Annotated in this window: 10 protein-coding genes; 2 read left to right on the plus strand and 8 right to left on the minus strand. The window is 44.1% G+C overall.

Translation table 11 applies throughout. The features are described 5' to 3' along the window. Positions 1–119 precede the first annotated feature (119 nt). On the minus strand, positions 120–965 hold the full coding sequence (locus tag EDD74_RS07160; protein ID WP_016440429.1) for an Mrp/NBP35 family ATP-binding protein: 846 nt from the start codon (positions 963–965) through the stop codon (positions 120–122). 338 nt (positions 966–1,303) lie between these two features. Here EDD74_RS07160 and EDD74_RS07165 point away from each other — a divergent pair, with 338 nt between their 5' ends. Both EDD74_RS07165 and EDD74_RS07170 read left to right on the plus strand, forming a co-directional pair. Beyond that, positions 1,304–2,203 (plus strand): ABC transporter ATP-binding protein, encoded by a 900-nt coding sequence (locus tag EDD74_RS07165; RefSeq protein WP_116442071.1) that lies wholly within the window; start codon positions 1,304–1,306, stop codon positions 2,201–2,203. Further along, the gene (locus tag EDD74_RS07170) at positions 2,178–4,130 is read left to right on the plus strand and encodes a DUF6449 domain-containing protein (protein WP_116442070.1); all 1,953 of its coding nucleotides are present in this window, start codon (positions 2,178–2,180) and stop codon (positions 4,128–4,130) included. The genes EDD74_RS07165 and EDD74_RS07170 overlap by 26 nt, the downstream gene beginning before the upstream one ends. A 3-nt stretch (positions 4,131–4,133) precedes the next feature. Here the strand turns inward: EDD74_RS07170 and EDD74_RS07175 are convergent, their stop codons facing one another. The 7 genes from EDD74_RS07175 to hrcA all read right to left on the minus strand — a co-directional run bounded on the left by EDD74_RS07175 (position 4,134) and on the right by hrcA (position 12,641). Further along, positions 4,134–4,904 carry a prolipoprotein diacylglyceryl transferase gene (locus tag EDD74_RS07175; protein ID WP_008975928.1) on the minus strand — a complete coding sequence of 257 codons (771 nt, stop codon included), beginning with the start codon at positions 4,902–4,904 and terminating at the stop codon, positions 4,134–4,136. Positions 4,905–4,982: 78 nt separating this feature from the next. Then, positions 4,983–7,097, minus strand: coding sequence for a ferrous iron transport protein B (gene feoB, locus EDD74_RS07180; protein WP_116442510.1), 2,115 nt, complete (start codon positions 7,095–7,097; stop codon positions 4,983–4,985). A gap of 5 nt (positions 7,098–7,102) precedes the next feature. Further along, positions 7,103–7,360, minus strand: a complete 258-nt coding sequence (locus tag EDD74_RS07185; RefSeq protein WP_009261654.1) for a FeoA family protein — start codon at positions 7,358–7,360, stop codon at positions 7,103–7,105. A gap of 262 nt (positions 7,361–7,622) precedes the next feature. Further along, positions 7,623–8,831, minus strand: a complete 1,209-nt coding sequence (dnaJ, locus tag EDD74_RS07190) for a molecular chaperone DnaJ (protein ID WP_008975930.1) — start codon at positions 8,829–8,831, stop codon at positions 7,623–7,625. Between the two features lie 112 nt (positions 8,832–8,943). After that, positions 8,944–10,812 carry a molecular chaperone DnaK gene (gene dnaK, locus EDD74_RS07195; protein WP_008975931.1) on the minus strand — a complete coding sequence of 623 codons (1,869 nt, stop codon included), beginning with the start codon at positions 10,810–10,812 and terminating at the stop codon, positions 8,944–8,946. A 90-nt stretch (positions 10,813–10,902) separates the two neighbouring features. Continuing rightward, complete coding sequence (gene grpE / locus EDD74_RS07200) at positions 10,903–11,568, minus strand: nucleotide exchange factor GrpE (RefSeq protein ID WP_116442509.1); 666 nt, start codon at positions 11,566–11,568, stop codon at positions 10,903–10,905. Between the two features lie 29 nt (positions 11,569–11,597). Continuing rightward, positions 11,598–12,641: a heat-inducible transcriptional repressor HrcA gene (gene hrcA, locus EDD74_RS07205; RefSeq protein WP_008975933.1), complete on the minus strand. Its 1,044-nt coding sequence runs from the start codon at positions 12,639–12,641 to the stop codon at positions 11,598–11,600. Positions 12,642–12,736: the final 95 nt, after the last annotated feature.

Genomic DNA, 12,736 nt, shown 5'->3' on the forward strand with positions numbered 1-12,736 from the left:
ATTGCGGACTCTTCGGAGTCCGTTTTCTGCTTTTAGGCATAAAAAAGGGAGCTATTGCTCTATAGATGATTACTCATCTATTTTGCAACAGCCCCTATGACAAACGAAAGGTTTTAAAATTATGAAATTAATACTTCTGCAGCATCTTTCAGATAATCATTTGTCACTTCATAGAATTTTTCTTCTTCTACGATAGATGCCAGCTTCGGATCTAATGGCATTTTCCCTAATACCTTTACTCCAAGTTCTTCTGCGGTCTCTTCCACATGGCTTTCTCCAAAAACCGGAATTTTCTTCCCGCAATCCGGACATTCCAGATAACTATAATTCTCTACGATTCCAAGTACCGGCACATCCATCTGCTTCGCCATGTAGTAGGCTTTCTTTACGATCATCTGTACAAGATCCTGCGGAGATGTAACAATGATAACTCCATCTACCGGAAGGGACTGAAATACAGTCAGCGGCACGTCACCTGTTCCCGGAGGCATGTCTACAAAGAGATAATCCAAATCTCCCCATAATACTTCATTCCAGAACTGTGTCACAACACCTGCGATGATCGGACCTCTCCAGATCACCGGTGTATCCTCACTGTCTAACAAAAGATTGACTGACATGATTCTCGTCTCATCTTTCGCAATACACGGAAACATTCCCAGTTCATTTCCCACTGCATGTTCATGGATTCCATACATCTTCGGAATCGACGGTCCTGTAATATCTGCATCAAGAATTCCGACAGAGTATCCCTGTTCGCGCATCATACGGGCAAGTGAAGCTGTCACCATCGACTTTCCGACACCGCCTTTGCCACTTACGACACCGATTACTTTTTTTACATGGGTATACTCATTTGGAGCTACCTTCATGCTCTCCTTCTGTTTGCTTGGACAGCTGTCTGCATGTGCACAGCTGGAACAGCTTTCCGGAGAACATGAACCATTATTTTGTTCTTCTGCCATCTCTACTTCTCTCCTTACTCTATCTCCGCAAAGTCCGCCACAAAAATGGCTTCCCATTGCTTCGCTATTACTCTTTTTATTGTAGCACTTTCTCCTCGCATTTATCAACAGGTTTTTCCTATAACGCATGAAACAGCATATTTTTTTGCTTATAATTGCTACTTTTTGTTTTATTTTCATATTTTTATTGACACTTTGTCATTCTGATGGTATATTTTGTATAATTTTATTCGTAATATTTTTGTAATATTTTTGTCACATTTTATTTTTCTATTCTGCGGCTTTGCCTTGTGTCCGGAGACGAAATCGCTTTTGATACAACTACAGGAGGAATAGTTATGATTCATATTTCCCATCTCACAAAAACATTTTGCTCGGCATCTGCTCTGTCCAACGTCAATCTGGAAATTCCTGACAATGCTATTTTCGGGCTCCTTGGCACAAATGGTGCAGGGAAAAGTACGTTGCTCCGTATTCTTGCCGGAATTCTAAACGCGGATTCCGGAGAAATTTTTATAGACGGAGAAAAACTTACTGATACTTCCAAAGTGCGGCAGATGATTTTTTATCTGTCCAATGACCAATACTATTTCCCTGGCGCCACCCCACAGACGATGCTCTTTTTTTACGAAAAGATGTATCCCGGTTTTGACAGGGAACGATTTCTGAAACTGTTATCCGATTTTCAGCTGGATTCCACAAAAAAACTCCACACCTTCTCCAAGGGAATGAAAAAACAGGTGTTCCTGATTGCCGGAATCTGCTGCAATGCACCCATCCTGCTCTGCGATGAAGTATTCGACGGTCTGGATCCTGTTGTTCGGCAATCTGTGAAAAATTTACTGCAAAATGAACTCCGCTGCCGTCCATTTACTCCTGTCATTGCTTCCCACAATCTCTCAGAACTGGAAGGATTGTGCCACCATATCGGAATCCTGCACCGGGGCGGGATTCTTCTCTCCAGAGAAATCACAGCACTTGAATATGGAGTCCACAAATTTCAGTGCGTCTTTTCTTCGGATGAACGAGAATTTCTTTTCCACGCACTCACCATCCTCCGCTATGAACAGCGTGGGTTCCTGACAACCATGCTTGTCCGCGGAGATTTCAGCGAGATACAGACCATCCTTGCATCCCGCTCTCCTGTCTGCTATGAATCGCTCCCTTTGTCACTGGAAGAAATATTTATTTACGAAACAGAAAGGATTGGCTATGACATCAAAGAACTTGTTTATTAACTATCATAAATTAGAACGTACACAGAGACTTTGGGCATTCTGGCTCCTTCTTTACCTTGCAGCCATGTCTGTCCTTTCCTTTACCTTTGAAATGCTCTCTCTATCGGATTACCATGCCGTCACTTCCGATCTGATCGGAATGCCAGATGTGCGTTCTTTTTGCTTTACAGTATTTTCCGCTGTTTTTTGTGGAATTCACGGATTTTTATATTTGCACTCCCGAAAAAAAGCAGACTTTTTTCTCAGCCTCCCACTTTCCAGAAAACAGTTGTTTTTCGCCTCTTACTGGAACGGGATTCTGTTTTATCTGATCCCATTTGCCGCCTACAAACTGATCTCCTTTGTGATTGCTGATGTCAGTGGGCAGATTTTAAGCAGGAACACAGCACTTTTTCATCTGTCCTGCTCCCTGCTTCTTTCTTTTTTGGGGTTTCTGTTACTTTATCATACGGTTATTCTCGGAATGCTGCTGTGCGGGAAATTGGCAGTCAGTCTTCTGGCGATTCTGCTTCTTTTCTTTTATGGCACTTATGCGGTGATTTTTCCAGTAGAACTCTATTGCCGGATGTTTTTCCAGACCTTTTACCGTTCGGAACTGTTACTGACTTTCAAAGATAACGCCTCGCCTTTCTGCCTCTATCAGTCTCTTGTGCGGACAGCAACCGATGGGAGTTGGCAGCTTTCTTCTCATCTGGCACAAATGGTTCTTCTGCTGTGTCTCTGTGTCTGCTCACTTGTATTGGACGTATATTTATTCCAAAAACGTTCGGCAGAATCTATCGAAAGTACTCTTGCATTTCCTACCTGTGCCAAATACATCCGCCCCCTCCTCGCAGTCCCTGCGGCGCTTTACTGCGGTTTCTTTCTTCAGAAATCGGCACCGGATCCTGCCTCTTATGTCTGGCTCTTTGTCGGGATTGCATTCGGCGCAGTAACCGCCCATAGTTTTTTCCAAATCAGCTTTTTGGGAAACGTCAGAAGTTTTTTGCAAAATAAGAGGGCTCTGCTCTTCAGTCTTTCGCTTTCTGCCGCCATCGCCTGCATCTTTATATTTGATTTGTTTTCTTATGACAGCTTTCTTCCATCCCGAAAGAACGTAGCCTCCATGGCAGTAAGCATTGACGGAGTTGACACAAACGATACCTATGCAGCTCCGCCAGAAGCTGCTTTGCAGGAAATGCATCTGCAAGGAGATTCTCTGAATACAGCCTACACCTGGTGCCAGTCACTATCCGCCTCAGAACGAATAGCAGAAACCAGCTATACTTCCGCTGTTATTTTATATCGTACTACTTCCGGGCAAAATATTTACCGACGCTATCCAATTGCCGATCCCGATGTTCTGTTCGCTTTTGATCCAGTCTATACGTCGGACAAATATAAAAAAGGAATGTTTCCTCTTCTGTCAGGTATCGGACATACTGCCAAGAGAAATCTCATCTGGTCCGATGGTATTTCTCATTATGTATTGGATCTTAACACAGAAGAAAAGGAAGAGCTCCTTTCCATCTATTCTGAGGAAATGATATCGCTCTCCCTTTCTACTTTGCAAACAGAATTTCCCTGTGGCTCTCTAACGCTTGCTTACCCTCGCACAGACACCGGGGATGGTGGTCTGATCTACCCTTCCTTTCACCGGACGATCAACTACCTGAAGGCCCACCAGATCCCTGCCCAAAATACAATTGAAAACTATATGCTGGTCAGCGCAGAACGTTTCCGCATTTTAGAAAATGGCTACCGCGCAAGTGAAGCTCTCTACGAGTCTGAGGAAGACCTTACAAAACTGGCTTCACAGCTTGTCGTCCGTGATTTTGCCGTCAACCCTCTCCTCTATCCGGTAAATCCGTCCTGCGAAATTCTTCTGAAGACGAAGGATCCCGCCTCCGGTTCCATCCTGGAAGCAGACTGTGCGCTGAGAAGATAATTACTACGCTTCTTGTTTTTCTTCTCCTTGTCTCTTTCTGCGGCAGAACACAAACATAAAGATTCCTGCGACTAATGTAAAGATAGAAATAAACTGTGATGTAGACATTACGCTGATCGTTCCTCTCGGGTCATTTCGCAACATCTCGATCAGGAATCTTCCGACACTGTAAAAGATCAGATACATCGCTGTGACAACTCCTTTGTGTTTCACACGCTTTGCCAAAAAGATCAAGATAAAAAAGTGCGCAAAATCAGCTACACTGGAAATCAACTGTGTCGGAATCAGTGCAACTTCATTTGGTGCAAACGGAGAATTGTGGAACGTAATTCCGTACCATGCATTTGTCTCACGCCCATAACAGCATCCTGCAAGGAAGCATCCGATTCTTCCAAATCCCTGTGCAAATGCGATGGACGGAACTGCAAGATCAAAGTAAGCCAAAATATCTATCTTCTTTATCTTTGCATAAATGTATGCTCCCAAAATTCCTCCGATGATCCCGCCATATACGACAAATCCTTCGGATACATTCAGCAGCAGCGATGGATCTTTGATAATCTCCTTGATCTCTGTCAGATAAAACAACAGCTTTGCCCCGAGAATTCCCGCCAGCAATCCCCAGGCTCCCATATAGAAAATCGCATCCGGGTCTAATCCGTAATTTTTCGCTCTCTTCTGTGCCACAACAAAGGTCAGGATCACACCGAGGGCAATCATCAGCCCATAGCTGTACACTGTGACCGGACCTGCTTCAAATAAAATGTATTTCATTTTCTTTCCCTTTCTGATCATTCTTTTTGTATTTTGCGCCCGCGCGCCTCTGACTGCTATTATATAGCTTCTTTCTATTTACCGCAATACAAAATTCGTGATCTGTGCAAACAGCGCGCAGCAGAGTATCCCTGCCAAGGTAGGAATCAGTATCGCCGCCAACGTCCACTTTTTGCTTTTCGTTTCTTTGTAAATAGTAAGGCAGGTGGTAGCACACGGCCAGTGCATCAGAGAGAATAAAATCACACTGCATGCCGTCACCTGTGTCCATCCATTTCTATATAAAACCTGTGAAATTGCATGGAGATCTGTAAATTCCGTCAGATTGCCAAGAGACAGATATCCCATAAAGATTAACGGCAGTACGATCTCATTTGCTGGAAATCCCAACAAAAACGCAAGCAGGATTACGCCATCCATCCCCATGAAACGTCCAAGTGGATCAAGGAAACCGGCACAATGCATCAGAATGGTCTGCTCACCAACTGTAATATTTGCCGCACACCAGATCAAAAGTCCAGCAGGAGCAGCAGCAACGATTGCCCTTCCTAAAACAAACAAAGTCCGGTCCAGTATGGAACGGATGATCACCTTTCCGATCTGTGGTCTGCGATACGGAGGAAGCTCCAACAGAAACGTCGAAGGTTCCCCTTTTAAGATCGTCCCCGATAAGATTTTCGATACAAGAAACGTCATCCCGATACCAAGAGTGATCACGCCTGTCAGAAGCAATGCCAGCTTCCAATCGGAAACTGCCTGATTTCCCGCAAAGAAAATCGTAAGTATCACAAGAATGGTTGGAAACTTCCCATTACAAGGAACAAAACAGTTGGTCAGCATCGCGATCAACCGCTCTCTTCTGGAAGAAATAATCTTACATCCAGAAACTCCTACTGCGTTGCATCCAAATCCCATGCACATCGTCAACGCCTGTTTGCCACAGGCATGACAGCAATGAAAACATTTGTCAAGGTTAAATGCCACTCTCGGCAGATATCCCAGATCTTCCAAAATCGTAAACATCGGAAAGAAAATCGCCATCGGAGGCAGCATGACAGAAACAACCCATGCGGTCACGCGGTATACTCCGAAAAGCAGTGGCTCATAGATAGCCGCCGGCAGCTTTCCTCTCCGACACCATTCCAGCAAATATCCCTCAATCGTACCAAAGAAATTGCTCAGCACTTCCGATGGATAATTAGCCCCTTTGATCGTCAGCCAAAAGATCACTAAAAGCAGTAAAATCATAACCGGAAATCCCATCAGCTTACTTGTTAAGATCTGATCTGCCATTCGTCCCTTTTTCTTTCCAGTGTCCTCCTTAGTGCTCACCACTTTTTCTGCAATCTCCTCTGCGCGTCTGACAAACGCTTCTGCCATCTGTTCTCTTGTATCCTCCAGACGCTGCCCCGTTTCTTTCATCCGATTTTCTGCCTGCATTCCTGCCTTTTTCAGTTGCATTGCTTCTGAAAATTCTAGATTCAGACAATCCATAATTGCCTGACACAGTCCTGGATCCTGATCCATGAGCCGCGCCGCTACCCATCGTTCCTTTAAGCACCCTTTTGTCACTTCTCTTACAACCGGAAGCAGATGGGAGATTTCCTTTTCGATCACTTCCGGATATTCAATCTGCCCAAACGCTTGTTTTCTCGACACGATCGCTTCTTTTATGTCTTTTTCCCCTGTTCCTTCCGCAAATTTCCCCAGTACCTCAAAAAGTTGTTCCATCCCTCTTCCACTTCTCGCCGTCATCCCGATCACAGGAATCTGCAGCATGCTTTCCAATACCTCAAAGTCAATGGAAATTCCTTTTTTCTCCGCCTCATCCATCAAATTGATACATAAAATCACTCGATCTGCTGCTTCCATCACCTGCAGCACAAAATTGAGGTTCCGTTCCAGACACGTTCCATCGCAGACAACAATCACAGCATCCGGAAACTGAAAACAAATATAATCTCTTGCCGCCTCTTCCTCCGGGGAACGTGCCATCAAAGAATAGCATCCCGGAACATCTACAAATGTATACAGCACTCCGTCCCGTTCGCAATAGCCTTTGGCATTGCTTACCGTCTTTCCGGTCCAGTTCCCTGTGTGCTGATGCATCCCTGTCAGTGCATTAAATAGTGTACTTTTTCCCACATTCGGATTCCCTGCCAGTGCGATTGTCATTTCTCTTCGCTTTGCCATCTGCCTTACACACCCTTCTCTGAAATTCTTTCTGGACATATTTCGATCTGCTCCGCATCGCTGTTTCGGATCGCAACGACTGCGCCTCGGATTTCATAGGCCTTCGGATCACCAAAAGGTCCTTTTCCCACACAGGTCACTTTCGTTCCGCAGATCAGACCAATGTCCTGGAAACGCCTCTTCATCTCCGGCTCGGATAAAATTTTACGGACTTCCCCTGTCTGATTTTGTTCTAGTTCATTTAACAAAAATCTTTCACACATTTTTCTGCCCCTTTCCCGGAATTTTTCTGCCTTTTCCAGCGCATGGGAAAACTTTTCACCACTCAATGATGCAGATACCTTCCGCTATGCTTACTATATGAAAAGGGACAATTTCTATATTCCTCCCATTCGGATCCCGACTGTCTCTTACTGAAAATCATGACTGGCACAAAACACTTTCCCAGACAGACAAATAGGACAGTCCAAAGAGTTTCATCTCTCTGTCTGTCCTATTTTTGTTATTTTTTCTGAAGCCAGATACTTATTTATCCGACTGTTCTTCAAAAGATTCTTTCAACTTATCCATAAATCCTTTTTTCTTCGGTTTTGTCTTTTTCTCAGATTTTTCCATAGTTCCATCTTCCTGATGTAAGGAATTTCCAGTCAGTTCGTCAAATCTTCTAAGCGCTTCTTTTGCCTCTGCACTTAATTTCTCCGGTGTCTGGATCACAAGTGTGACATAATGGTCTCCTCGCACTTGTTTGTTGCGGAGAGACGGAACACCTTTCCCTCTTAAACGCACTTTTGTATCTGTCTTTGTTCCCGGTTTTACATTGTAGATCACATCGCCATCCACAGTGCTGATGCGCACATCTCCACCAAGCGCAGCCTGTGCAAATGTAATCGGAGCTGTTGAGAAAATATTCATATCCTGACGTGTAAAAATTGGATGTCTGGATACTGTTACCTCTACGAGCAGATCTCCTCTCGGACCGCCATTCGTTCCCGGTTCTCCTTTGTCACGGATGCGGATACTCTGTCCGTTGTCAATTCCTGCCGGAATCGATACTTGAATTTTCTTCCGGTTTGATACGTATCCAGTTCCCGCACAGTCCGGGCATTTCTCTCTTATGATCTTACCGGTTCCGCCACAGTCCGGACAAGTCTGGACGTTCTGAACTGTACCGAAAAATGACTGGGAAGTATATACCACCTGACCTTTTCCGCCACATTTGGAACAAGTCTCCGGACTGGTTCCCGGCTTTGCACCGGTTCCATTACACTTCGGACACGGATCTTTGATCACAAGATCTAACTCTTTTTCACATCCTCTGATTGCCTCTTCAAATGTGATCCGAACTCCTTTGCGGATATTCATTCCTTTCATCGGTCCATTGCCTGCACGTCCGCCTCTGCGGCCGCCGCCAAACAGATCTCCAAAAATATCTCCAAAAATATCTCCGAAATCCGCACCATTAAAATCAAAGCCGCCAAATCCGCCGGCTCCTCCACCGCCATTTTCAAATGCCGCGTGTCCAAACTGGTCATATTTGCGCCGTTTCTCAGCATCACTAAGTACTGCATATGCCTCAGAAGCCTCTTTGAATTTTTTCTCGGCCTCCGCATCTCCCGGGTTCATATCCGGATGATATTTTTTTGCAAGTGCACGGTAAGCTTTCTTTAACGCCGCATCATCTGCATTTTTATCTACTCCGAGCACCTCATAATAATCTCTTTTTGTTTCAGCCATTGTTCTTCTACCTTTCATTTCATAAGGAAATTCTGCGAAACCTGATTTCCCACTGTCTGTGAGTCTTCAGATCCCGCAGAATCCGTGCAGGTAATGCACTTATCTGGTCTTATTATACTTCTTTGTAGTCTCCGTCTACCACATCGTCACCGTTAAATCCTTCTGGTGCCGGTCCAGCTTCCGGTGCCGGTCCTGCCTGCTGTGCTCCAGCTGCTGCGCCTGCCTGTTCGTACATCTTTGTAAATAACTGCTGTGCACTTGTCATTAATTTTTCTTTTCCTGCTTTGATCTCTTCTACCTGTGCATCTGTCATGCTCTCTGGTGTAGATTTTGCAAGAACGTCTTTTAATGCCTGGATGTCAGCTTCTACTGCTGCTTTTTCATTTGCATCAATCTTGTCTCCGACTTCTCCAAGTGCTTTCTCTGTCTGGAAGATCATCGCATCTGCATCATTTCTTGCATCGATTGCTTCTTTTCGTTTCTTATCCTGTGCTTCAAATTCAGCTGCTTCTTTTACTGCTCTGTCAATCTCGCTGTCTGACATGTTAGAACCTGCTGTAATTGTAATGTGTTGTTCTTTTCCTGTTCCTAAATCTTTTGCAGAAACATTTACGATACCATTTGCATCGATATCAAATGTAACTTCGATCTGTGGGATTCCACGTGGAGCTGGTGCGATTCCGTCAAGTCTGAACTGTCCGAGAGATTTATTATCTCTTGCGAACTGTCTTTCACCTTGAACAACGTTAATGTCTACTGCTGACTGGTTATCTGCTGCTGTAGAGAATACCTGGCTCTTCTTTGTAGGAATCGTTGTATTTCTCTCGATCAGTCTTGTAGCGATACCACCCATTGTTTCGATAGATAATGAAAGTGGAGTTACATCCAGTAATAAGATGTCGCCTGCACCTGCATCTCCTGCTAATTTACCACCCTGAACAGATGCTCCTAATGCAACACATTCGTCTGGGTTTAATGATTTGGATGGCTCATGTCCTGTTAATTTCTGTACTTTTTCCTGTACCGCCGGGATACGTGTAGATCCACCTACTAATAATACTTTTCCAAGTTCAGAAGCTGCGATTCCTGCATCAGATAACGCTCTTGTTACAGGCTCTGCTGTTCTTTCTACAAGGTCATGTGTCAATTCATCAAATTTTGCTCTTGTAAGGTTCATATCAAAGTGTTTTGGACCTTCTGCATTTGCTGTGATGAATGGCAGGTTGATGTTTGTTGTTGTTGCGGAAGAAAGTTCTTTTTTCGCTTTCTCTGCTGCTTCTTTTAATCTCTGAAGTGCCATCTTATCTGTAGATAAGTCGATTCCTTCTGCGCGTTTGAATTCTGCTAACATGTAATCTGTGATCTTCTGGTCAAAGTCATCTCCACCAAGTTTATTGTCACCTGCTGTTGATAATACTTCGATAACTCCGTCACCGATCTCGATGATAGATACGTCGAAAGTACCTCCACCTAAGTCGTATACCATGATCTTCTGTTCTTTTTCATTGTCAAGTCCGTAAGCAAGTGCTGCTGCTGTTGGCTCGTTGATGATACGTTTTACATCAAGACCAGCAATCTTACCAGCATCTTTTGTTGCCTGACGCTGAGCATCGTTAAAGTAAGCCGGAACTGTGATAACAGCCTCTGTTACTTTCTCTCCAAGATATCCTTCTGCATCTGCTTTCAGTTTCTGAAGTACCATTGCAGAAATCTCCTGTGGAGAATATTTCTTATCATCGATCGTTACTCTGTAATCAGTACCCATGTGTCTCTTAATAGAAGAGATTGTCTTATCAGCATTTGTCACTGCCTGACGTTTTGCAGGTTCTCCAACGAGACGTTCTCCTGTCTTTGTGAAAGCAACAACCGATGGTGTTGTTCTTGCTCCTTCTGTATTTGCGATGACTGTCGGCTGTCCACCTTCCATAACAGCTACACAGCTATTTGTTGTTCCTAAGTCAATTCCAATGATTTTTCCCATGATGAAATCCTCCTATATTTTATACTAAGTTTACTTACTCTATCTATTGTTGATAAAATTCAAAATGCTTTATGCATCTTAAATGAATTTTTAATTTGCTACTTTTACCATACTATGTCTTACTACCGTATCTCTGTATGTGTAACCCTTCTGGAACTCTTCTACAACGATATTCTCCCCGACTTCCTCATCTTCTACATGCATCACTGCATTGTGGAAATCCGGATCAAATTCATTTCCGACTGCCTCAATCGCTTTCACTCCGACAGAATCCAGTGTCGTCATAATCTGTTTGTAGATCATCTCCATACCGGCAACGAAGGAATCTTCTTTCTGCTCTTCTGTAACAGCTCCGAGTCCTCTCTCAAAATTGTCTACAACCGGAAGAATCTTCTCGATGATATCTTTTGCCCCGATCTCGTACATCGCTGATTTTTCTTTCTCCGTACGCTTGCGGAAGTTATCAAACTCTGCCATCTGACGTGTGAGCTTATCTTTCAATTCCTCGATCTGCTCATCTTTTTTATCTTTTTTCGGCTTTCTTTTAAACAGCCCTTTTGCTCCTTTCTCGAAACCTTCTTCTGCTGTCTCTTCCAAAGCTTCCTCTTCGGATGCTTCGCTGTCAGCTTCTTCCTCAACGGTTTCCTCTGCAACCGCTTCTGTATCTTCTCCCGCTGCTTCCTGAGCGGCGTCCTGTTCCTCTGCCGCTTTCTTTGCTTCCTCTACGGCTTCTTTTACCATTTCTTCCTGTGTCATCTTCTTATCCAATGGTCGTACCACCTTTCTTATGATTTTTTATGAAATATCGCATCCAGTTCTACCATCAACGTCTTTAATGTCTTCATGACATTCTCATAATCCATCCGCTTCGGACCAATGATTCCAACTGTCCCCTGCATGCCCTGCCCAAGCTCGTAAGTCGCTGTCACAACACTGCAGTCCTTCATCGTCTGTACCGGTGTCTCACTTCCGATATAAACTTGAATTCCTTTGTTCTCATCGCTTGCCAGCGTCTGTGTCACAAGTTCTGCCAACTGCTGCTTTTCTTCAAAAGCACTGATGATCTCCTGTGCACTCTGCTTGTCGCTCAGCTCCGGATATTTGAAAATGTTTGTCGCTCCGCTTGTGTAAATCTCAAGGTCATTATCAAGCTGAATCGTATTTGCCACTGCATCAAGCACATCACTGATCACACCGCTGTGAATTCCTGCCTGTTCCTTCAGTCTGGCAATCATGCCAAGATTGATATCTTCGACCGCAATTCCATTCAGATTGGTATTCAACAGCATATTCAACTTCAGCATTGTCTCATTGTCAAGCGGCTCTGCAACCGTCACAATCTTATTCTTAATGATGTTGCCTTCCATGACGATCACCGCGATGATCTGATTGGCATCCACCTGCGAAAGCTGGATGAACTTTAACTTATTCCTATTATAAGTAGGAGCAGAAACCATCGTCGCATAATTCGTACTATTTGCCAGCACTCTCGCAGCCTGCTGCAAAAGCTGTTCCATCTTATCGGCCTTCTGAAGCATCTTCTCCTGCATCTCAGTGATCTCATGCTCCTTATCCTCCATCAGCATATCTACATAAAGCCGATATCCTTTGTCTGAAGGAATTCTTCCCGCCGATGTATGAGGCTGTATGATATATCCCAGATCTTCCAAATCCGCCATCTCATTGCGGATCGTCGCAGAACTTAGATTCAAATCTGTATATTTGGAAATCGTTCTGGATCCCACCGGTTCCCCGGTCTCTAAGTAGGTCTTAATGATCGTCTGCAAAATCTTAAGTTTCCGATCATCCAATCCATGATCTGCTTTCATCTCACACCTCCTCGTTTTCTTTATTAGCACTCCATTCTTACGAGTGCTAACACCTTACGATTATTAAGATAGCACTATGCTTTTCGTTTGTCAAC

It is taken from the genome of Faecalimonas umbilicata (assembly GCF_004346095.1).
Taxonomy (GTDB): domain Bacteria; phylum Bacillota; class Clostridia; order Lachnospirales; family Lachnospiraceae; genus Faecalimonas; species Faecalimonas umbilicata.

Excerpts from the sequence above, each read along its gene's own strand:
- EDD74_RS07160 (WP_016440429.1), bottom strand. The coding sequence starts at position 965 with ATGGCAGAAGAACAAAATAATGGTTCATGTTCTCCGGAAAGCTGTTCC.
- EDD74_RS07165 (WP_116442071.1), top strand. The coding sequence starts at position 1,304 with ATGATTCATATTTCCCATCTCACAAAAACATTTTGCTCGGCATCTGCT.
- EDD74_RS07170 (WP_116442070.1), top strand. The coding sequence starts at position 2,178 with ATGACATCAAAGAACTTGTTTATTAACTATCATAAATTAGAACGTACA.
- EDD74_RS07175 (WP_008975928.1), bottom strand. The coding sequence starts at position 4,904 with ATGAAATACATTTTATTTGAAGCAGGTCCGGTCACAGTGTACAGCTAT.
- feoB (WP_116442510.1), bottom strand. The coding sequence starts at position 7,097 with ATGGCAAAGCGAAGAGAAATGACAATCGCACTGGCAGGGAATCCGAAT.
- EDD74_RS07185 (WP_009261654.1), bottom strand. The coding sequence starts at position 7,360 with ATGTGTGAAAGATTTTTGTTAAATGAACTAGAACAAAATCAGACAGGG.
- dnaJ (WP_008975930.1), bottom strand. The coding sequence starts at position 8,831 with ATGGCTGAAACAAAAAGAGATTATTATGAGGTGCTCGGAGTAGATAAA.
- dnaK (WP_008975931.1), bottom strand. The coding sequence starts at position 10,812 with ATGGGAAAAATCATTGGAATTGACTTAGGAACAACAAATAGCTGTGTA.
- grpE (WP_116442509.1), bottom strand. The coding sequence starts at position 11,568 with ATGACACAGGAAGAAATGGTAAAAGAAGCCGTAGAGGAAGCAAAGAAA.
- hrcA (WP_008975933.1), bottom strand. The coding sequence starts at position 12,641 with ATGAAAGCAGATCATGGATTGGATGATCGGAAACTTAAGATTTTGCAG.